Annotated in this window: 22 protein-coding genes, 1 tRNA gene and 1 pseudogene; 17 read left to right on the top strand and 7 right to left on the bottom strand. The window is 32.4% G+C overall.

Translation table 11 applies throughout. The annotated features are described in order from the left end of the window. Positions 1-198 precede the first annotated feature (198 nt). From BMW39_RS10785 to BMW39_RS10850, 14 genes and pseudogenes are all read left to right on the top strand, one after another. Positions 199-1,503, top strand: a complete 1,305-nt coding sequence (locus BMW39_RS10785) for a site-specific integrase (RefSeq protein ID WP_078677376.1) — start codon at positions 199-201, stop codon at positions 1,501-1,503. Further along, complete coding sequence (locus tag BMW39_RS10790; RefSeq protein ID WP_028123572.1) at positions 1,500-2,453, top strand: hypothetical protein; 954 nt, start codon at positions 1,500-1,502, stop codon at positions 2,451-2,453. Before BMW39_RS10785 ends, BMW39_RS10790 begins: the two co-directional genes overlap by 4 nt. Positions 2,454-2,649: 196 nt before the next feature. Further along, positions 2,650-2,955, top strand: a complete 306-nt coding sequence (locus BMW39_RS10795; protein ID WP_028123571.1) for a DUF3853 family protein — start codon at positions 2,650-2,652, stop codon at positions 2,953-2,955. A gap of 47 nt (positions 2,956-3,002) precedes the next feature. After that, a complete protein-coding gene (locus tag BMW39_RS10800; protein WP_028123570.1) occupies positions 3,003-4,172 on the top strand; it encodes a VapE domain-containing protein in 1,170 nt (389 codons plus the stop codon). A gap of 249 nt (positions 4,173-4,421) precedes the next feature. Beyond that, positions 4,422-5,309 carry a toprim domain-containing protein gene (locus BMW39_RS10805; protein ID WP_028123569.1) on the top strand — a complete coding sequence of 296 codons (888 nt, stop codon included), beginning with the start codon at positions 4,422-4,424 and terminating at the stop codon, positions 5,307-5,309. Between the two features lie 136 nt (positions 5,310-5,445). Next, the gene (locus tag BMW39_RS10810) at positions 5,446-5,916 is read left to right on the top strand and encodes a hypothetical protein (RefSeq protein ID WP_028123568.1); all 471 of its coding nucleotides are present in this window, start codon (positions 5,446-5,448) and stop codon (positions 5,914-5,916) included. Then, positions 5,913-6,767 carry a relaxase/mobilization nuclease domain-containing protein gene (locus BMW39_RS10815; protein WP_051259716.1) on the top strand — a complete coding sequence of 285 codons (855 nt, stop codon included), beginning with the start codon at positions 5,913-5,915 and terminating at the stop codon, positions 6,765-6,767. The genes BMW39_RS10810 and BMW39_RS10815 overlap by 4 nt, the downstream gene beginning before the upstream one ends. A 5-nt stretch (positions 6,768-6,772) precedes the next feature. Continuing rightward, positions 6,773-7,336, top strand: coding sequence for a hypothetical protein (locus BMW39_RS10820; protein ID WP_028123567.1), 564 nt, complete (start codon positions 6,773-6,775; stop codon positions 7,334-7,336). A gap of 217 nt (positions 7,337-7,553) precedes the next feature. Next, positions 7,554-7,757: a hypothetical protein gene (locus tag BMW39_RS10825; RefSeq protein WP_028123566.1), complete on the top strand. Its 204-nt coding sequence runs from the start codon at positions 7,554-7,556 to the stop codon at positions 7,755-7,757. 53 nt (positions 7,758-7,810) lie between these two features. Beyond that, complete coding sequence (locus tag BMW39_RS10830; RefSeq protein WP_028123565.1) at positions 7,811-8,104, top strand: hypothetical protein; 294 nt, start codon at positions 7,811-7,813, stop codon at positions 8,102-8,104. After that, positions 8,101-9,249, top strand: coding sequence for a hypothetical protein (locus tag BMW39_RS10835; RefSeq protein ID WP_028123564.1), 1,149 nt, complete (start codon positions 8,101-8,103; stop codon positions 9,247-9,249). Before BMW39_RS10830 ends, BMW39_RS10835 begins: the two co-directional genes overlap by 4 nt. Continuing rightward, positions 9,239-11,098 carry a prenyltransferase/squalene oxidase repeat-containing protein gene (locus tag BMW39_RS19320; protein ID WP_034975277.1) on the top strand — a complete coding sequence of 620 codons (1,860 nt, stop codon included), beginning with the start codon at positions 9,239-9,241 and terminating at the stop codon, positions 11,096-11,098. Before BMW39_RS10835 ends, BMW39_RS19320 begins: the two co-directional genes overlap by 11 nt. After that, complete coding sequence (locus tag BMW39_RS10845; protein WP_028123562.1) at positions 11,098-12,273, top strand: zinc metalloprotease; 1,176 nt, start codon at positions 11,098-11,100, stop codon at positions 12,271-12,273. The genes BMW39_RS19320 and BMW39_RS10845 overlap by 1 nt, the downstream gene beginning before the upstream one ends. A 159-nt stretch (positions 12,274-12,432) precedes the next feature. Then, a pseudogene (locus BMW39_RS10850) lies at positions 12,433-13,079 on the top strand (ATP-binding cassette domain-containing protein); the annotation flags it as partial. A gap of 241 nt (positions 13,080-13,320) precedes the next feature. Here the strand turns inward: BMW39_RS10850 and BMW39_RS10855 are convergent. After that, positions 13,321-13,391, bottom strand: a tRNA-Gln gene (locus BMW39_RS10855). Between the two features lie 100 nt (positions 13,392-13,491). Between BMW39_RS10855 and BMW39_RS10860 the strand changes: the two genes are divergently transcribed. Both BMW39_RS10860 and arfB read left to right on the top strand, forming a co-directional pair. Continuing rightward, a complete protein-coding gene (locus BMW39_RS10860; RefSeq protein ID WP_034975279.1) occupies positions 13,492-14,520 on the top strand; it encodes an AMP-binding protein in 1,029 nt (342 codons plus the stop codon). Next, the gene (gene arfB, locus BMW39_RS10865; protein WP_034975281.1) at positions 14,517-14,909 is read left to right on the top strand and encodes an alternative ribosome rescue aminoacyl-tRNA hydrolase ArfB; all 393 of its coding nucleotides are present in this window, start codon (positions 14,517-14,519) and stop codon (positions 14,907-14,909) included. The genes BMW39_RS10860 and arfB overlap by 4 nt, the downstream gene beginning before the upstream one ends. On the opposite strand, the gene BMW39_RS10870 is transcribed toward arfB, so the two are convergent. Further along, on the bottom strand, positions 14,899-15,426 hold the full coding sequence (locus BMW39_RS10870) for a DUF922 domain-containing protein (protein ID WP_051879911.1): 528 nt from the start codon (positions 15,424-15,426) through the stop codon (positions 14,899-14,901). The genes arfB and BMW39_RS10870 overlap by 11 nt on opposite strands. Positions 15,427-15,505: 79 nt before the next feature. Between BMW39_RS10870 and cdd the strand changes: the two genes are divergently transcribed. Beyond that, positions 15,506-15,985, top strand: a complete 480-nt coding sequence (gene cdd, locus BMW39_RS10875) for a cytidine deaminase (RefSeq protein ID WP_034975282.1) — start codon at positions 15,506-15,508, stop codon at positions 15,983-15,985. Positions 15,986-16,348: 363 nt separating this feature from the next. On the opposite strand, the gene BMW39_RS10880 is transcribed toward cdd, so the two are convergent. The 5 genes from BMW39_RS10880 to BMW39_RS10900 form a co-directional block, all read right to left on the bottom strand. Next, positions 16,349-18,079, bottom strand: a complete 1,731-nt coding sequence (locus BMW39_RS10880) for a T9SS type A sorting domain-containing protein (protein WP_034975283.1) — start codon at positions 18,077-18,079, stop codon at positions 16,349-16,351. Positions 18,080-18,233: 154 nt separating this feature from the next. After that, a complete protein-coding gene (gene recF, locus BMW39_RS10885) occupies positions 18,234-19,316 on the bottom strand; it encodes a DNA replication/repair protein RecF (protein ID WP_034975284.1) in 1,083 nt (360 codons plus the stop codon). Continuing rightward, positions 19,313-19,621 (bottom strand): type II toxin-antitoxin system RelE/ParE family toxin, encoded by a 309-nt coding sequence (locus BMW39_RS10890; protein WP_034975286.1) that lies wholly within the window; start codon positions 19,619-19,621, stop codon positions 19,313-19,315. The genes recF and BMW39_RS10890 overlap by 4 nt, the downstream gene beginning before the upstream one ends. Next, positions 19,609-19,920, bottom strand: coding sequence for a hypothetical protein (locus BMW39_RS10895; protein WP_034975288.1), 312 nt, complete (start codon positions 19,918-19,920; stop codon positions 19,609-19,611). The genes BMW39_RS10890 and BMW39_RS10895 overlap by 13 nt, the downstream gene beginning before the upstream one ends. A gap of 188 nt (positions 19,921-20,108) precedes the next feature. Next, positions 20,109-21,914, bottom strand: coding sequence for a hypothetical protein (locus BMW39_RS10900; RefSeq protein ID WP_034975290.1), 1,806 nt, complete (start codon positions 21,912-21,914; stop codon positions 20,109-20,111). Between the last annotated feature and the right edge of the window lies 1 nt (position 21,915).

Below are 21,915 nucleotides of genomic sequence, written 5' to 3' on the forward strand. Positions count from 1 at the left end.
GAATTTCAACTGGTTGTAATTTTACAATTGTAGACCCACAGGGATTTTCACCTACCATTGCTTAAAGCCTCAATAAATATATAAATTGTACATTTTCAATGAATTACTATTTTTATTAATTTTATGATATTCAATAAATCTATTTGGATATCATAAAAAATGGCTGTAATTTTGGCTGTAATTTATTTTAATATTGAGATGATAAATATAAAAAGAAAAATCAACATTGTTTTGGAGAAAAGAAAAAAAGACGGTGTAATAGTTAATCATAATGTTCCGATTTTCTTCCGTGTAACTTTCAATTCAAATAGAGTGAATCTTTTTACAGGTTTTCGTGTTGATAGAAATAATTGGGACGAGAAATTATCTCAAATTAAGAAAGGTATTTCTAATATTAATGGGGAAACTATTGAAGAGATTAACACTAAACTGAGTAATCTTGAGAATGATTTACAGGCTTTTTTCATTAAATGTCAGGTTGAAGATAGAATTCCTGATCTAGATGAATTGAAAATTAGTTTTGGACAGGTTAAAAATAAAGGCAATACAAAAGAGAAAAAAGCTATCAAAACTGATGAAAAGGAAATGGAAATTGAAACTTTTTTCGATACCTTTGATAAATTCACAGATTATTCTGGAAAAGTAAATAATTGGACGATTGATACGTATAAAAAATTTGACGCACTAAAAAATCATTTACTTTCATTCAACCCAAATCTTACTTTTGACAATCTCAATTCCGAAGGTCTTCCAAAATTACTTTCTTATTTTTCTAATACGTTGAAGTTAAACAATGTTACAACGAAAAAGTATTTGAAAAATCTAAAATGGTTTTTGAGATTCGCTGTGAAAAATAATTATTGTGATAATCAATATTTTCAACAGTTTGCACCAAAAATAAAAACGGCGGACAAAGTTGTGGTTTTCTTGTCTGAAGAAGAAATTCTTAAAATTAAAAATTTAGAAATCTCTCAAACCAAAAAATATCTCGAAAGAGTACGTGACGTCCTTCTCTTTACGTGTTTTACAGGATTGAGATATTCCGATGTTCAAAAACTAAAAAAGACAGACATCAAAAATGATAAACTTTATATTGTTACCAAGAAAACGTCTGATTCCATCACAATTGAGTTAAATGATATTTCCAAAGAAATATTAGAAAAATATTTAGAAATCGAAACAGAAATGGCGTTGCCAGTAATTTCAAATCAAAAAATTAATGAATATTTAAAAGAGTTGGGACGTTTAGCCGAAATAGATGAACCGATAAATCACACTTACTTTATCGGAAATAGTAGAAAAGATGACACCAAACCAAAATTTGAATATTTTTCTTCACATATTGGCAGACGTACATTTATTTGCCTTTGTATTTCAAAAGGAATTCCAATTCACGTCGTTATGAAATGGACAGGACATTCGGACTATCAATCGATGAAACCTTATATTGATGTAGTAGATTCCACAAGAGAAGTTCAAATGCAAAAACTTAACATCATATGAAAATATCTGAACACCTTGATACAACACTAAAATTAGAAAAATCACTAAATAATTTAAACAGAGATAATCTATCAAAATCTTTGATTGATAATCTATTTGAATATTCAAAATCTTTGAACGAAATTGAATTTAGTGAATTATTTGAACACAAAAGACCTGGTTTAATTTACAAAGAATACAAAAATTCCATACAGAGATTGAAATTTCTTATTCATTATAAAAAGGATGTTTTAGGATTTAATAAAATTTCAAATCTAATAGATAAAGAATCTGCGAAAGAAAAAAGCGAATATGATTTTCACTATAAGCAATTACGTGAAATTAGTTCAGAAGAAAGAGAACTGAATTCCAAATTAGAAAGTTGGGCTTACAAATATGCCAATGATTCAATTGAAATTAAGCAATTAAATGATGAATACGAAATAGTTAAGAAAAAATACAACAATGAACAAAATATTAGTTCTTCTTTGTATCAAAAATGGGAATCTAAAAAACGTGGTTTGTCTTATCTTTTAAACATTAATCCTATTGAAATTACCAATCAAATTAATGAGATTGAAAATCAACTTTTAAGACTTGATCATTTCGAGAAATATTCCGAAAAATTGTTGAAAGAAGAAAGATTGGTTTATTTTATCCATAAAATTTTTGTCGAATTAAAATTAATCAAGCATATCGGCTATGTGGAATTTTCTAATCAACTATTAGAAAGTAAAATAATGACATTGGAAAAAGAGCAAAAAAAAGACAGAAATATCGCTTATGCAATCAATTGCATTGCAAATGAATTTATTTTACCTGAATCAGCCACTAATTGGAAAAAAGATATGGTAGATTATTTTGAAATAAAAGATTTTGAAAAGAAAATCAATCCTTCTGAAGAAAATAAAAACGAAATTGACAAGGAAATTGACGACATTATTTCTCTCGCAAAAATGAACTCCTTTTAATCTCATAAAATTGATTAAAATCAATAAACATTTCAAAAAATCACATTTTGACACACTTAGAATTTTATAGAATCTCAAAATAGTTTAAAATATTATAATTTATTGAAAATCAGCACAAATAATTGTGCTGATTTTTATTTTGAATTTTTCTGAATTTCAAAAACTTCCAAATTTTGTATCAGAAAATTTTAAAACAATGGATACACAAAATTTATTATCAAAGCCTATTTGGCAAATGACGGGGGAGGAATTTTTGACACTAACAAAAACAGAAAACCAGAACAAAACAGAAAAGATTCAGTCTGAATCATCAGCGAAAGCAAATCCAAAATTGGTTTATGGTATTCGTGGAATTGCAAATCTTTTTGATTGTTCTATTGCAACTGCAAATCGAATTAAAAAAAGTGGTGTAATTGATGGGGCAATTTTCCAACGAAACAGAACCATAGTCGTAAATGCAGACGAAGCCCTCAAATTATTTAATGACAGTGAGAAAAAATAAAACTCAGGTTATTCATTAAAAAAAATCAGGCTGTTAAACTGAAGTAGATGGGAAAAGCTCAAAAACGGTATCAAACAGAAGCAGGTTCAGTCACGGTCTTTGATAAGGTCATCAAATATCTGAACCAAAAATACAAAGTCCGGTACAATGAAGTTGCTTTAGAATTTGAAATCCGTACCGAAAATGAAGATTGGGACGAACTCAATATCAATTCCTTGTTTATTGAGTTGATTCAATTTGGGATTAATATCACTTTGAATAAGTTGGAGATTTTGCTGAAAAGTCATTGGATAGAGAAATACAATCCGATTGAAAATTACTTTAAAAATCTACCAAAATGGAACGGTGAGAATCATATTCAAAAGTTAGCAAATTACATCACGACAACCGATAATGCATCGTTTCAAAATCATTTTGAAAAATGGTTAACGAGAGCGGTTTTGTGTTCACTAAAGAAAGGGTACGTCAACAAACAATGTTTCGTTTTGTTCAATACCAAACAAAATTCTGGAAAGACAAGTTTTTTGAGATTCCTGATTCCAACCGAATTAGAAAAATATTATACCGAAGATATTGGAATTGATAAAGATGGATTGATTTCTCTTTGTAAATCTTTGATTATCAACATTGATGAACTTTCGGTGATGTCTAAAATTGATGTGAATACGCTGAAATCCTTTATTTCCAAAAATACTATTAATGCAAGATTACCTTACGACAGAAAATCGTCATTAATGCACAGAACGGCTTCTTTTTGTGGTTCCACTAATCGTTCTGATTTTTTAACCGATGAAACAGGAAGTGTGCGTTGGCAAATTTTTGAAGTGTTGGAAATTGATTTCAATTATTCTAAGGAAATCAATATTAATCAAGTTTGGGCTCAAGCATATTTCAATGCTTTTGAAAGAAAAAACTACAATCCGGAACTCACTGCTGAAGACATTCTGGAAAACGAGAAACGGAATGAAAAATACAAACAAATCAGTTTGGAGCAGGAAATTATTATCACTCATTTTGAAAAATCTGAAAATAAAAATGAATTCCTCACTGCAACTGATATTATGTTGGCGATGAATAATGCTTTGGGAGTTCGGTTAAACATTATAAAAATCGGAAAAGCATTAACGGTTTTAAATTATGAACGGATAAAACATTCCAAAAGACAAGTCTATGGTTATGTAATCAAACGAAAAATCGAAGAATCAAAAAACGAATAGTAGCAAATCGACTTACCTCAATTACCAACTTACCTAAAATCTTTTAAAACTATTATTAATAAAGGTTTTTCTAATAAGGTAACATTAAAATTTCTTCTTACCTAAGTTACCAATTTATAAACTTTGAAAAGGTAAATAGGTAGAAAAAGGTAACTGACAAAAATTAACCAAAACTCTTTCTAACAAAGACTTTGGTAGAAAGGTAAGAAGATTCTGAAAAAACTTACAAAACTTTAAAATATTAAAAAAATGAACTGTAAAACCGCAAACGAAAATATTAATATTAGAGAGATTTTGGATAGTTTTTCTCTTTTTCCAAGCAAAGAAAATTTGAAATCAGCATTTTATTTTGCTTTTGACCGAAAAGAACGGACACCAAGTGTAATCGTCAATTTTGGAAAAAATACAGCTTTCGATTTTGGAACTGGCAAACAATACGATAATGTTTCTTTGGTTCAAGCCATTAAAAAGTGTTCGGTTTCTGAAGCATTGGAATATCTGAGACAATTTGAATTTTCAAGTTTTGATAGAAATGACAATTCGAAAAATAAACAAAATTCTGATAAAAAGTCAAAAACCAATTATGAGATTTTGGAAATTAAAAATGTAGAACGTTCTTCACTTTTGAGTTATTTAAAATCCCGAAATCTGGAAAGTCAAAAATCGGATTTAAAGGAAATTTATTATTTGCTTCATGACAAAAATTACTTCGGACTTGGTTTCAAAAACAATTCAAGCGGTTACGAAATCCGCAATAAATATTCAAAAATCTGTCTCGGAAAAAAGGATATTTCTACGATTAAAAACGGAAGTGAAACGTTGAGAATTTTTGAAGGATTTACGGATTATTTATCATTCAAAATTTTGGAAAAATCACTCGAAAAAGAACCTTCGGATTACCTGATTTTAAATTCGGTTTCTATACTTTTCAAAGCTAAAACTGAACTTGAAAACCATCAAAAAGTTGAACTCTATTTTGATAATGATGAAGCTGGAAATTTGGCAACCGAACAATTAATCAATCTACATAAAAATATCACAGACGAACGTTTGCTCTACAAAAATCACAAAGATTTGAATGCGTTTTTGATGAATAATGAAATTAAAGAAGAACGTCGTCCAAAATATGGCAGATAGTGAGTGCAAAAAGTACCCAATGTTTACAAAAAGCGTGGACGCTAATTGTAAAATTGGAACTTTTTGGTTTTTTCCTATCGTCAAAAACGTCTTGAAAAACAAACTGAATGTTGATAAATAATAAATACACAAAAATATGGAGAATGATTTTTTGAAAAGTTTTGTCCTGAAAGTCTCCCGTGAGCAGGAACAAAAAAAAGAGACGGAAAAAAGGAAACAATACTTCCGTGAACTCGGAAAAAAAGGAGGGCTGAAAAAGAAAAGTGCGAACCATCTTTTACGAGTTGTTTCCGTGCGATTTACCGAAAAGGAATTTAAGTTTCTGGAGGACGAAGCTAATAAATACAGTTTGAAAATTTCGACCCTTCTTCGAATGGTAGCAACAAAAGAGGAGTTGAAAGCTAAGGAATTTGAAACTGATAAAATCCTTTTGGAATATGGCAATAACTTTATCCGAATCACCAACCTTTTGCGAAATTCCGAATGGTCTGCTTTTGAAAATAAAAAAAATATCCTGCTGGAAATCGAAACCGTTTTGACATTGATAAAACAATACCTCTATCAAAAGATTCACGAACGGGAGAATCTGATGAATGAAGAATTATGAATAATTCGGCAACAACAAGACTGATTTCCAAAATCGCTTTGGAATACAACGGAACTGACAAAGGAACGGCGAAGATGCTTGGAACAAACAATCTTCTCGGAAGCAGTCCTGAAGAACAATTTTTGGAAATGAAAGCAATAGCAAAAAGAAATTCCAATGTCAAAAAATGGGCTTTGACAGGTTATATCTCACCACCAAAAGAAACAGGCGACCAACTTTCTGATGCAGAACTGGCGAAAATCACGATACAGGCTCTTGCAAAAGTCGGAGTTTCGGAAAACAACCAATATCGCTTGGATGTCCACAATTCTACGAAACAAAAGCATATTCATTTCGTGGTAAACCGGATTGACACTTTTGGAAAATGTACGGTCAAATCCCACAATATCGGGGAGAATTTCGGTAAGGCTGTAAGGGAAATCTGTAGAGATTTGGGTATAAAGACAGACATCGAAACAGGCATTGATAAAAGAAATGAGATGTATGAGAATCTGGTTGCCAGTATCGGAAATTCTAAAAATTTTGAAGAGCTGGTTTTGGAAATGTCGAATCGGGGTTATTTGGTTTCATTGTCGAGCAATGTCAAGGTCGGGATTTCGGGAATGAGAATCGTTCTTAAAACAGATATCAACGATGAAACCTCACGTCAGTATAAAGCAGGATACAAGCTTTCGGAAATTACTAGCAAGCTGAAAATATCGGAAATAAAGAAAATCTTTGAAGATAAAACAAAACGCTCGGAACAATTGAAAACATCAAATGATTCGGAATTTCTTAGACAAAATAAACGGAATGAGGATTTGAGAAATAATGAAATGAAAATAGAGAACAATAAAAAATTTAAACGTTAAAAATTATGGACAATACACAAAAAGACGGAATGGAGATTTTGAATCAAGTTATAGAATCCTGTAAAGCAAATATTGAATCTAACACAGAAACTAAAGCTTCAGTTGAAGATTATATGAATGTATCTTCAGAACTTGAACAATCTGTATCGGCTTTGATAAATATAATCGATGAAACATCAAGAACTTATCAAAAAGAAAATGAAATATTTAAGAAAACCGTAAGTCAAATCCCGAAAATAATTATTGCGGAATTATCTCAGCAAAGTATTGAAGCTTTACGAAAATCGAATCTTGTTTGGGGTATTTTTGGTGCAATTTTACTGTCATTTTCGACAATTCTAATAAGTGGAAATCTTGCATTCAAATGGTATTCCGAAAGTATCCGTTCCAAAAGCGAGCTTAGAGAGGAAATCCTTTCCGAATTTGAAAAGGATGGAAAACTGCTATATCCTAAAGACGACATTCAAAAATTAGAAAACAACACCGAACTTGTACAAAAATGGATTAATAAAAACCCGAAAGATGCGGAGAAATTCCTGAGATTCAAAGATGGTTACGAAGCTAAATAGGTCTATTGTCTTTATTTTTTTTAAAGTTTGGAAAACAAAATAGTAAGTGGGTTGGAAAATATTAAAAATAAACAGAACCAAAAGAGTAGATTAAAACGGTAAATATTTGAAAATTTATTCTTAATAGTCTTAAATCATACATAATAATTTATATAAAAATTGCACAATTAAAAATTTATTTTAAATTTGCTATAGTCAAATTTTATAAAAAAATATTATGAATGCAGAAAATTTTACTCAACTAGATCAAGAAGTTGAAAAAAATGAATTATTAGAAAATTTCCAAATGGAAGAATTGGAACAAAGATTTGAAATGAAGGCTTGGGACGTAAGTGTATCTGCACCTACAATGTTTGATGCTGGTGAAACAATTGAAACCAATACTACTGCCGTTGGAGGTAGTGCCACTTGGACATTTTAAAAAGTAACAGCTAATACAATCTATGTATTAGCTGTTTTTATATTTCAATTTTTATGAGAGTAGTTTTTTTTACAACAATTTTGTTGATATCCTCACAAATTAACGCACAGTTACTTCCAAAGTATACTGATTCTCTTAAATATAAAAAAGATACTGCAATATTAGGATTAAGCAACAAAAAAGAAATAGTAATAGATTTTAAAAAACCACAAAAAAAGAGTGGTTTTAATTTTTCTCTTGGAAAAGAAAAAGAAGTTATTTACAGAGATAATTTTACAAATCGGATTTATTTTCAAAATGGATTTGATAGAACATTAATATATCAAAGAGATAATACAACTAAATGAAGTCCATATTATTTTTAATAGCCTATTTGGGGTTATCATTACAATTTTATTTTCCTCAAAATATCAAAGTAAGAATTATTGATTCTGAAGAAAACAAACCTCTTCAAAATGTTAGAATTATGTCTGATAATGTGGTGCTGTATAGTAACGATGATGGGGAAGTAGAACTAAAAAATGATAAGAAACCACTGAATATTTTTGCTCAAGGATATGAAGAGTTAACATTGGAGTCTTTAACTCCTATTATAAAATTAAAGCCATTATATAAAGATATTGAAGAGGTGAAAATATCCAAAATAGATATAAGGCAAATGTTTCAAAATGCTTTAAAAGATTATCTAAGCATATATTACAGTAAGCCCTCTCTATATCAATCTACAATAAAGCAAAAAGGTTATATTGATGGGAAAATGATTAACCTTTTAATAGCCAATATTGACATATGGGCTTTAGCAAATGCCTATAATTTTAAGGCACAAGATAATGTCGACTCTTTTGTCCAAATCGGCTTTAACAACATTAAATATTTTAAAACTAAAGTATCTTCTAATGATTATCCCTTTAATACAGATATTCAAATAACTCCCAAAAACTTTATTCAGAAGTTATTTTTTAATAGTGAAATTATTGGTTTTTTAAATGATACAAAAAATAGTGTATTTGTTTCAAAAATACTTTCAGAAAACCAGAACATTCAAATTATTTATTTTGAAACAAAAGATGAAATAAATACATATAAAGGAAAATTTACATATAGCAAAACAGACAAAGTCATTAGTAGTTTTGATCTTTATATAACAAATATGTCTCAGTCGTTCAAGAACAAGAACAAACGAGGAGAAGCTTACGAAGGTGTAGCCACTTCAAATAATATCAAATATGATTTTTATAAAAAAGACGGAAAATATCTACCAGCTTTAGTTTATACCGAAATTAAAGGTTATGCGCTATACAAAGAAAAAAAGTATCCCGTTTCATTTATTCAAGAAATAAATTTTCAAAAATTTTTAGAATCAGATAAAAAAGGATTGAAAAATAAAATTGATTTAAATAAAAATCTAACCGAAAATATTGCTAATAAAGAGATTAAAGAAAATAATACTTTACTTTCCAAAGAAGAACAGAAATTTATTGATGAGCCATAAAAAGAAATCTCCAGAATTTTACGAATATTATCCTAAACTATTTCACGATTATTTTCCAGATATAGATAAGGTGACAATAGACCTGCTTTCAAAAGCAGGCTTTTATTTTTATCAATCTATTTTGCAATTAGATGCTGTTATTGATAATCAAGAAAATCATAGAATATTTAATGTTTTAGATTTACAAGAGAATGCAATAAAAATTTTATCCACAATATATGAAGATGGTAACAATTTTTGGAATCTTTGGGAAACAAGAAAAAGAGAGTTTCGCAAGGCAATATCATTAGAAAAAAACCTTTGGAATAATCCAAGTGAAGAGAATTATAATAAAGTTGCAGATATGAAATCTGCCTTTGGAAAAGTAGCTATTGATAGTTTATTTATTTTTTCAGAAAATAGTAACAATAGCGAAATTTATAATTTACTGCTCGAATCTCATAAATATTTTTCGATAGGGTTTCAATTATATGATGATATTATAGATTTCACAGAGGACTTTAACAAAAAACAATTTAATTGGGCGGTATATGAATTATCCAAAACATTAGACTTTTCCAAATATAAATATGATGTAAATATTTTAAATAAGTTGTTTTATATAGATGGAACAAGTGTTATTCTTTTTGAAAAATCAATTTATTATTTGGAGAAGGCTAAAAAAGTAATTGAAAAATTGCCACCGGATAGTTTGTGGCTGGATACAATCTGCGACTTTGAAAAAACAATTCTTCAAACCAAGGATTCAGTTAATGGTTATGTCAAAACAATAGAAGAAAAAGCAAATACAAAAAGAAAATTAATTCAAGAAGATTACTTTTTTGATTTTAATAAAGTCACAATAGACTTTTTTTTTAAAGGCTTGCAATTCATTAAGAGTGATTTTCTTCAAAATTATGTTGATTTAAAGCATTTTATGTATTTAGGAGGTATGGAAGGATTCGAGAATGAAATTGATATCCATTCTTCAGATACTTTTCAAAGAGCATTATTGAATGATTGTTTGTTGGAAATTGCACATTCTTTTAATCTTAATCTTCAAGTTTTTATTGAAAAAGAAAATCAATATATAGAAGGAAGACAAAATAAGGACAATATTGGAGCTTGGTCTTATTTTCCAACTGTTCAGGAAATAGCAGCAGATATTGACGATCTAGGGCAAATTATGCAACAGTTTATCAAAACAGGAAATGGGAAATTGGTAGATAAATATTGTATAAAAGCAATTAGTATTGCCGTATCTGAAAGAACACAGCCTAGTGGTGGAATAGAAACTTGGATTCTTCCTAAAGTAAATCTTACTGAAAAACAGAAAAAACAGGATTTATTCAATTCTACCAAATGGGGAAAAGGGGCAGATGTGGAAGTTGTAGCCAACTTTGTATATGCTTTAACCTTATTAGATTCAGAAAAATACAAGTCCACCATAGAAAAAGCAATCAAGTATATTATTTCAGAGCAAAAAGAGCAAGGGTATTGGGAGAGCAGATGGTACTATGGTAAACTTTATGGTACATATGTTTGTCTGAGGTTGCTTAATGAGTTTCCTACACAATATGGAGCTGTCAAGCAGAAAATAAAAGACTTTTTGATTGGTTTCCAAAATGCTGATGGAAGTTTTGATGAGAATCAATATAAAAATTTGTCAACTTCTTTTGCTATTTTTTGCATGAATTTATTAGAGTTTCCTGAACTTGAGAAAATGAAAAATAGCGCACAACAATTTTTAATAGAACATCAGCATGAAAATGGTAGTTGGAAGGCGGAAAATTTTATTAAACCTAAAGCCCATGAGCCTTACAAAAGTAAGACGCTTACTACTGCTTACGCATTAAAGGCTTTACTATAATGGAGGAAAGCCCTGTATATAAACTATCATCAGATATTGAATTTTCAAAATTCAATGAAAGTGAATATTTACTGCATAATGTAAAACTTAATAAATATACTAAACTGAATCAGAAATACTATGATTTATTAAGTTTAGCAGATGGGAGCAGAACAGTATCACAAATTAATATGGATTTTCAAAAAAGCCATAAAGTACCTATTTCAGATTCACAAATTATATTGCTTTTTGGTCAGCTAAAACAGTATGGAACTTTTGGTCACGATGATTCAATAAAAGAACAATCAAAAATTCCGGACTATATAAAATATGGTTTCATTTTTCTTAAACCAGAAGTAATTTCAACAATAGTTCCCTTCTTGAAACTATTGTTTGTCAGGAAAGTTTTTTATTCGGTTATTTTTTTTTCAATCATTATTTTTGGATATAGTATTTATACAAATTATTATAATAATCCGACTCTCAACTCTAATACTTTTGTGCCATATTTTATATTGCTACTTTTTATAAGTACTATTTTTCATGAGCTGGGACATGCAAGTGCATCCCATTTTTTCAAGGCAAGACATGGAGGAATTGGCTTTGGTTTTTACTTGTATTTCATACCAGCATTTTTTGCAGACGTGACGGATATATGGAGATTAAGTAAGTGGAAAAGAATTATAGTAAATAGTGCAGGTATTTATTTTGAAATTATTTTTTGCTTATTACTATTAATTATTGGTTTTTTTATAAAATATCATATACTGGAAATTTTGGCATTGGCTATTTCAGTAAAAGCATTATACAATCTAATCCCATTTTTGCGAGCTGATGGATATTGGATATTGTCAGACTTGTTGAACAAGCCTAATCTTAATTTCCATGCCATGAACAACTTAAAATTGATTCTATTATCTACTTTTAAAAATGAAAAGTCTATACTAACGAAAAAGGATTATCTTATTGCTTTATATGGGGGCTTTAACATTGTAATGATAGCTCTGTTTTTCTATTATCAAATATTTTTAAATTGGTATTCAATTATAAATTTTCCCATAACAATTTATAAAATAGTTATCTCAATCTTTCAATGGAAGTTTAATTTAAGCTTTAATGAATTATTCAAACTATTATCAGTCTTAATTTTTTACATTATAAGTGTCAAGATAATTTTAGGAATAATGAAGAGATAATTATTGTTTTTCAAACACACTAAATAATTGCACAATTTAAAGTTATAGAATTGACTTTTAAAATGAAATTTCATATAGAAAAATTAGCACCTAAATTAGCACCCGAAAATTAAAAAGCCTATAAACACGTTGTTTATAGGCTTTTTTTGCGGAGAGTGAGGGAAAGTAACTGCCTTAGTAGGAGCTTCCGGAAGTTGTAAACCACCATAATGAAATTGCTTCTTAAATTTTACAAACCTGTTAAGGGAAGTATCTTTTACAACTATGATGATTTAGAGATCATCTCACCGAAAAGTTTGAGAGAGAATTGTGGCGTAGTGATGCAGGACGGGTATATTTTTTCGGATACTATCGAAAGAAATATTGCAACAGGAGATGAAGAAATTAATAGGGAAAGATTACAAAATGCTACAAAAATAGCCAATATAGAAGGATTCATCGACAGTATTCCTTTAGGATATAACACCAAAATCGGAGCATCAGGAAATGGAATTTCAGGAGGACAAAAACAACGTATTCTGATTGCACGTGCCGTTTATAAAAATCCACATTACATCTTTTTTGATGAAGCAACTTCGGCATTGGATGCGGAAAACGAAAAGACAATTCATGACAACTTACAATCGTTCTTTAAAGGAAAAACAGTCCTGATTATAGCACATCGCCTTTCAACTGTAAAAAAAGCCGACCAAATCATTGTTCTAAAAAATGGACAAATTGTAGAACAGGGAAATCATCAACAATTGACAGCAAATAAAGGTGAATATTATAATCTTGTAAAAAATCAATTGGAATTAGGAAGCTGAATAAACTGTCTTGATTTTATAATTATGGCGTCTTGATTCATAAATCAATACAAAATAAGGGCTAAATCATTTTAGAAGAAGAAATAAATCAAAACCCTGTAAGTTAAAACTCACGGGGTTTTTAATTATGTTTCCTAAAATATCTTGAAATATCAAAAAAATAAAAAAGCCAATTTTACATTGCTTTTGGCTGTAAAATTGGCTGTAATTAATTTAAATCACTGATTATCAAGTGATATTGTAGACCCACAGGGATTCGAACCCCAGATGACTGCACCAAAAACAGTAGTGTTACCGCTACACCATAGGTCTGTCCTTTATTGTGGTGCAAATTTACAGCTTTTTTCTAAACTTCCAAACTTTTTGTAAAAAAAATTGCATAATTTTATAAAATAAATTTTCGCTCAGCCTAATGTTAATCGACCTTTCCAAACCTTCACCCAATCAAGGAACAACATCTAACGAATTTGAAACCAAAGTTTTAGACTTCATAAAAGAGTGGTTTTCGGACTCAAAAACAGTCAAAATTCAGAGTTCTGGCTCTACCGGAATTCCGAAAATTTTTGAAGTAGAAAAATCAAAAATGTTGAATTCGGCTGAGATGACTTGCAACTTTTTGGATTTAAAAGAAGGAAATGTCGCATTAATTTGTCTTCCGATAGAATATATCTCGGGGAAAATGATGGTCGTAAGAAGCATTCTTAGAAAATTAAAACTGAAAATCGCTGAACCTTCCACAAATCCACTTCAAAACATCAATCAAGAAATAGATTTTTGTGCAATGACGCCTTTGCAGGTCGAAAATTCATTAGACAAACTTCATCTCATCAAAAATCTCATCATCGGTGGTGCTTCAGTTTCGGAAACTTTAAAAAATAAAATCGCTCAATCGCTCAAACCCTCAAACTCCCCCACTCGAATCTTCGAGACTTATGGAATGAGCGAAACGCTTTCTCACATTGCACTCAGACAGCTTTTCCCACATCAGGAAGATTGGTTCGCCATTTTTGAAGGCGTGGAAATATCTTTGGACGAGAAAGATTGTCTGAAAATATTTGCGCCTAAATTAAATTCTGAAGTTTTACAAACCAATGATTTGGTTGAAATCAATAATCAAAACCAATTTAGATTTCTAGGAAGATTGGATAATGTCATCAATTCCGCAGGCGCAAAGATTTTCCCAGAAGAATTGGAAAAATTAGTCAAACAAAACATTCCAAATGAAGTTATTTTCCTAGGAATTGAAGATGAAACATTAGGACAAAAATTAATTCTAATAATCGAAGGAAGCGAATCCGAATCCATCAAGCAAAAACTTTCAACCATCAACTACGAAAAATCATTTCATAAACCAAAAGACATTATTTTTGTAGAACAAATCCCAAGAACGCCAAACGGAAAAGTCAACCGGCTGGCGTTGAAAAAATCAATCGAGAAATGAAAAACTTCACGTCCGAAATCACCTACAAAACTTCCCGCTCTTCCGGCGCTGGCGGACAAAACGTGAACAAAGTGGAAACCGCTGTCACGGCGATTTGGAACGTCTCAGAAAGTTTTTATTTCTCAGATGAAGAGAAAGTTAGAATATCCGACAAACTCAAAAACCGCATCAATTCCGAAGGCCTACTCCAAATGACCTCATCAGAAAGCCGAACGCAACTCGCGAACAAAAAAATCGTGACTGAAAAGATGCTGGAAATGGTAGAAAAGTCGCTTTTCATTCCAAAGTACAGAGTCAAAACCAAACCTTCAAAACGCCAAGTTCAAAAGCGAATCGATAACAAAAAGAAACTCTCGGAGAAAAAAGACAACCGGAAATTTAAATTTTAAAGTCCGACAATTCTTCTATTTCTTTATCAATTTTCCGAGAATATTCGTACTGTTTATCACGAATTCTACCGTGATTCGTCACCGTTTCATAATCCTGCTGATAAGCTTTGTAATCATCATAAATCCGCTCGTAATACTTCTGCAAAGCTTTAGCATCTAGATTTTTATCGCTAATCAACTTCCTGAATCTTCGCGCAAACAACTCCGCAATATCAAAATGACTTTGCTCGTGCATCAAAATAACATCGGTTTTGTGCTCCAGGTGCGCCCAAGATTTGGATGGAACAAAAAACGACTGTATTTTCACCTGCTTCGAAGTGAATTTCTTCGTCGAACTATTCAGCAAGTAAGAAATCCCGCAAAAAGTAGTCGCCGCCGTCTTGGAACCATTTGGTTTCACACCAGATTGAAAATCCGTCCATTCCAACTTCCGATTTTTATCCCAAAAAATTTTGTCCTGAGCATTTGCAAATCCTAAAATCAACACAAAACTCAAAACCAAAAATCGCTTTATCATAAGGATTAGATGTTTTTTTTCGCCAAATGTTAATTTGTTTCCATAAAACTTGTATTTTTACCTCCCCTCATTCTAAAAAATGGAAAAAGAAATAAAGATAAATTTTCAGACCTACCCAAGTTACAACGACTTGCCAGAACTAGAAAAAACACTATTCGACAAAGCCAAATCCGTCCGCGAAAATGCCTACGCGCCCTACTCCAACTTCTTCGTCGGTTGCGCGCTTCTTCTGGAAAATGGCGAAATCATCACCGGAAGCAACCAAGAAAACGCCGCGTATCCATCCGGATTGTGCGCCGAGAGAACCGCAATTTTCTGGACTTCCGCCAATTATCCCGACGTCAAAATCAAAAAAATATTCGTGGTTGGAGGCCCAAAAGACGTCCTCAGCTCCACACCCATTCCACCTTGTGGCGGTTGCCGACAATCGATTCTGGAGTACGAAGCCAAGCAAAAAGACGAAATCGAAATCTATTTTGCCTCACCAGACGGAGAAATCATCAAGACAAAATCCATCCGAGACCTGCTCCCATTCTCATTCGACGGAAGTTTTTTATAAATAATTAGGAGCACGACGATTGGTCTATCGGCAGACGATTCCAACCTGCTGTCCACTATATCTTTTTTGTCATTGCGAACGACGGGAAGCCATTTCAATTGACGTTTTCATCGCAATGCCAAAAAAGGATGCCGTTCCCATCAGGGCTATGTTGACGTTTTGTATTTCTTTTCACTTTTTAAGCTTGACTAAAATCCATCGTTGAATGTCAAAATAGTAGAAAAAATCTGTTTACTCTGCAAAATCTGCGAGATAAATATTTCAATAAAATTTAAAGATAACATCAATAAAATCGAAAATCCCATTCAGCAAGTGAATGGGATTTTCTTGTAAAATGTAGATATGGATATGAAAATTTGGTTATTAGTTTTTTATTATTTTCTGAGTCAGTTTTTTCCCATTTTCCAACTGAATTTCCAACACATAAATTCCTTTTTCAAGACGAGAGAAATCTATGGTTTTGTCCGAAATCAGTTTCGAACTCACAACTTGTCCTGAAAGATTGTAAACTTTATGCGTTTTGATTTTGCTGGCTGTTTTTACATTCAGAACATCTTTCACAGGATTTGGATAGATAGAAACCGCCTCATTTTTGGAATCCGAAACCTCCAAAACAGAGAACTCTTTCTCCTGAGATTTATCCGAATATTTCTTCGAAGCATCGATGGCTTTCACACTCCAAAAAATCTTCGAAGGCAAATTGGCTTTATCCAAATACCAGCTTTTCGTCGTAACGATATATTTTGCGATGTCCGACTTTCCAGCTTCCGAACCAACCGTCAATTCATATTGAAGCGAATTCTCCAAAGTCTTGTCATCACTCGCACCAGACCAACTGAAATTGATTTTGTTATTATTTTCAGTCGCGGTCAAGATTGTTGGCGCATTTGGTTTTTGATTGGAAACCGTTGTCGTATTTCTAAACAACTTGGTGTAAGGCATCAAATCCGCGTCAGCCCAATCAAAACCATTGGCGAGAATATCCAGATTTCCGTCGTTATCGTAATCAAACAAAGCCAAAGTTCCGCCACTTCCAAGATTGTATAACCCAGAATCTTCCGACTTTTCAAACTTCTGAAGCTGTGGATTGTAAAGATAAATATTCGTGTAACCATCGTAGTTGTCATCATCGCCCATCACTACGAAATCGTAATAACCATCATTGTTCAAATCGCCCACTTCTACATTTCCAGCCGAAAGTCCTTCGCCTTCAAACTTGCTTTCTGTAAAATTACCTTGTCCATCATTGGTGAAAACCGCCAAATAAGAATCGAAATTCTCATCCTGACCAGTCACCACAAAATCCAGAAAACCATCACCATTGAAATCAGCAAAAGCCATTTTGCTATCGCTCACCGGCGGAAGCTGAGATTTCTGAACCAGCGTTCCATTCTCATTAATATAAATATTGAAAGTTCCTTCGTAATCAGAATTGAAACCATTGACAACAGCATCCAGCTCATTATCATTATTCAAATCCACAATCTTGAAACTACCGTTCTGCGTTCCCGGCAACCAAGCTTCCGTCTTTTGAAAACCGTTGGAATTGTTCGTGTACAAATCCAAATCTTGAGAAAATCCAACGTTTGCAATGTACTGCGTTCCGTTGATGGCATAATCCTGTTTACCATCGTGACTGAAATCGAAAACGTCCAATCCACCGTAGATTTTTCCAGGCGCATTATCTATCAACGTGAAAGCTGAACCTGTATTTTTCCATCTGTATTGCTGATAATTCACAATATCGTTATAACTAAGTCCAGTCGTTACAACATCCAAAAGTCCGTCATTATCAAAATCGATAAACTTGACCGCACTCAAATGAACCGAATTGTCTCCAAAATTTTGAATGGATGAGAAATTTCCATTTGTGTTTTTATAGAAATCGTTGGACGTGACATCTACGTTTGTATCACCGTCAGAATCGATGGCGCCAGTGAAAAATATATCTTGAAATCCGTCATTATCAAAATCTGCCACCGCGCTCGCTGAGTAAAAGTAATTTTGAAGCGCAGGTTGAGAAACCTCTTCAAAACTTTGAGCTTTGGTAATCATAGCCGACAAAGCCAAAATTGAAATATAAAACTTCTTCATATTATTTTTATTTAGAATGATTAAAAATTACTTCGCAAAAGTAAATAGTTATCCATTCCAAAAGTGAATCTGGAATATGACATTTGTCTTGTTTCGGAAAAATCTAGTTTTAGATTATAATCAAGTTATTGATTTGCAAAAGAATATGATGCTTTTATGAAATTTCAAAAATCTTACTTTCTTCGTGTATTCTCTTTACAACATTTTCTGTACGCTCTTTGTGCGTGTCTGTGATAAAAATCTGTCCGAAGTTTTCTTTGTTGACTAACTCAATCAATTGTGAAACTCTGGTGTCATCCAACTTATCAAAAATATCATCAAGCAAAAGAATCGGAGATTTTCCAGTCAGTTCTTTGATTCGGTTGATTTGAGCGAGTTTTAAAGAAACCAAAAACGATTTCTGCTGACCTTGTGAGCCGATTTTTTTAATGGAATTTCCATTCATTTCGAAAATCAAATCGTCCTTGTGAATTCCTTTGGAAGTGTAGGTCAAAACTCGGTCTTTATCAATGGAGCTCGACAAAAGTTCTTGAAACGTGTTGTCAGAAAGATGAGATTCATAAACCACGGAAACCTTTTCTTTTCCGCCAGAAATGATGTCATAATAATGCTGAACAATTGGATTTAGATTCTCAACAAATTCCTTTCTTTTCTCGAAAATCCGCGTTCCAAAGTTTGAAATCGGGTCATCGTAGATTTCCAAAGAATCCTTATCAAAATATCGATTTTTGGCAAAATTCTTCAACAACGCATTTCTCTGCTGAATGGTTTTTTGGTACTGAATCAAATCAAAAAGATAAACCGAATCCGTCTGAGAAATCATCACATCTAAAAACTTCCTGCGACTTTCCCCTGAATCTGAAATCAAATTGGAATCGTACGGCGAAATCATCACACTCGGCAGATAACCAATGTGGTCGGCTAATCTGTCGTAAGCTTTATCATTTTTCTTGATGACTTTTTTGGATTCTCTCGGATGTAGGATTTTGATAACATCTCCCTTCTCATCATTTTGGATTTCGGATTCAATCGTAAAGAAATCTTCTTCGGATTTGATATTATTGAGGTCAGAATTTCCTAAAAAACTTTTGCCAACAGACAGGTAATGAAGCGCATCCAAAATATTGGTCTTCCCTACGCCATTGTTCCCAACGAAACAATTGATTTGTGGCGAAAAGTCAAACGAAACTTCGGAGTGGCTTTTGAAATTGATAAGTGATAGTTTGTTGATAATCATAATCCTAAAATATTTTCGAGCGCTTCAGGATTCTGATGGTTTTCCCAAAATGAAATGATTGAAATGGTTTCCTGTTCTATATTATAAATCAAACTATAATTTTTGAAGACTAACATTCTCTTGGTTTCATTGATAGTTTTCTTTCCAGAAAATAGTTGAAATTTTAATTGACTGGTTTTCTCTTTGATGACCAGATTTAATTTTTTAGAATAAGAATTACTTTTGTTTCTATTGTTCCAATATTCGAAAATCTCATCTCTTTGTTTCTTTGCAAAATGGGTCCATTCGACTTTTATTTCAGCCATTCTTCATCCATTTTATCCATTTCTTCCTCTGTATAAACCCTTCCATTTTTTACATCATCCATTCCTTGTTCTATCATCTTCAGGACATAATCTGGAAGAACGACTTTTTCTTCTTTAAAATATGCATCAACTTCCTCTTCCGTCATTGGTCTTTCGGATTCGTAGACGGATTCTGGTTCTGCGACGATGTTTGTGGACTTACTTTCAAAATTTTTGAGAAGTGAAGACAACAAATAATAATTCTGGGATTCGCAGATTTTCTGAATCAGTTTTATTTTAATGTCGTTTATATTTTCCATCACTCAAAATTTATGTAAAGATAAAAAAACGGTTTTAGAATTAATTTTAAATCAAAAAAGAATTGAAAAATTTAGAATAGATTATTTTAAATCAATTTCTTTTCCCCAACCCTAAAGGGCGGAAAATTGATTTAAAATTTCATCAAAATTACTCCCTTTAGGGCTGGGGAAATAATTTTGTTGAAATTTTAGTTTCCAAAATTCACAAAATGCGGAATATCTGCGCCGAAACTGTTCAGCGGTAAAACATTGTTTCGATTGCTGTTAAAATCAAAAACAGAGTTGTTATCAAATGGAACTCGTGGATAATACGTAAACGAAATCTGAATCCTATTGAACACCAAATATGGATTATTAATCAAAACGCCAATCCCGATTTTCGTGTTTGCATTCGTTTTCATCAAGCTGTCATTCGGCATCGCCAACCAGCCAACAGCAGTCGTCAAATATGGACTGAAATGGAAATTTTTCCAAGTCTTGTTCACAAAAAGTTGAAGCTGATATCTCAAAACCAACTTCTTCGTTCCAATGTAATCTGCGTTGTAAACCGGAAACTCGTCGCGGGCAGAAAGATTGATTCGGTCTCGGTAAGAATAATTGTGCTGTGGATTGCCAAGCGCTAAAGTTGGTGCAAAAAAATGTCTGACTTTAGCAAATTTCCAATCCATCAGATTTGTAAAATAAGTTCCGTCCAATCGGAAAGATTCTCTGTTTTGGCTGTCTTCATTGAAAAATCTTCCAAACTGCGCTTTCAAAGTGAAATAACCGATTTTTGTAAACTCCCCATATCCAGCAGAGATTCCAGCGTAAGGCATCACTTCTTTGCTTCTGGAAAGTACGCCGGCGGTAACGCTTAATGAATTTCCGTAAGAGATATCTTCGGGCAATTCGTATTGAAAAATATTTTTTTCGACCGCAAATTTCCTTTGGATAAAACCAACGGAACCCAACAAACTGCTGTAAGTTTTGAAGTAATCAAATTGGTCAATCCCAGGACTATCTTTGTACTGATAATTCTGGAAACGCCCGATGAAAGCGATGTTACTGGAAACCCTTTCCTCTGGATTCGCTGAAACCGGAATCTGATAACCGCCCCACAAATCCTGGCTATAAACCTTGATTTGAACTTCTGGCAAAGCACTTCTGTCCACCATTGGCAAAGCGACATTTCGCATAAAATATTCAAATGAAAAACCACCAGCCCACTTCGTCAAAGGAGAGAAAAAATCTCGTCTCGCATTCACATTGATTCGCTCATTCCGCCAAAAATCGCGTTCGCCCAAAACCTGCGCATTGATGTAGGAACCGAACAGATTGTAAGCCGTGTAACTTCCCATCAAATAATCCTGATTCTGCTTGGAATCGTTTCTGTAAAGGAAGTTGGCTTCGTGACCTAAACCAAGGAAATTCTTTTCCGTAACGCCCATTCCGATTTTGCTTCCCGAAAAACTTCCGCGCGGTTTCAAACTCCAGGAATCGAGAACTTGTACGACGACATCTATCGAATCTTTGGTAGAAGTGCTGTCTGCAATACTGATTTTCACTCGGTTGACGAACGGCATTTCCCGGAGAAGACGTTCGGATTCGTAGAGTTTTTGGGCGTTATATTCTTCGCCTTTTTTGAAAAGAAGATAATTATTGACCGTCGAAATTCTGGTGTTGGAATGAAGATGATTTGTGAACCAATCGTACCATTTGGCCTTTTCCTTTTTTTCTTTTGTGTTGTATCCAAAAGGGTCAATCGTTTCGATTTTTATATTTCGGATGTGCTTTCCGTCGTAAGAGGCTTGCGTTTCCTTCTCAGTACGGGTTTTCACAGAAACAGAATCTGCTTCCCGACGAAAGATGAAACGGTGAATAAATTTGGTGAATTTTCTTTTGTCAGAGTATTTTTCAATCTTGTAATAGATAGAATCCTTTTTCTCTTTCTCCTGCGCAGACACAAAAGAAACGCTACATAAAAACAGAATTAACGCAAAAATATTTTTATGCATC

This window comes from Epilithonimonas lactis (genome assembly GCF_900110605.1).
GTDB lineage: Bacteria > Bacteroidota > Bacteroidia > Flavobacteriales > Weeksellaceae > Epilithonimonas > Epilithonimonas lactis.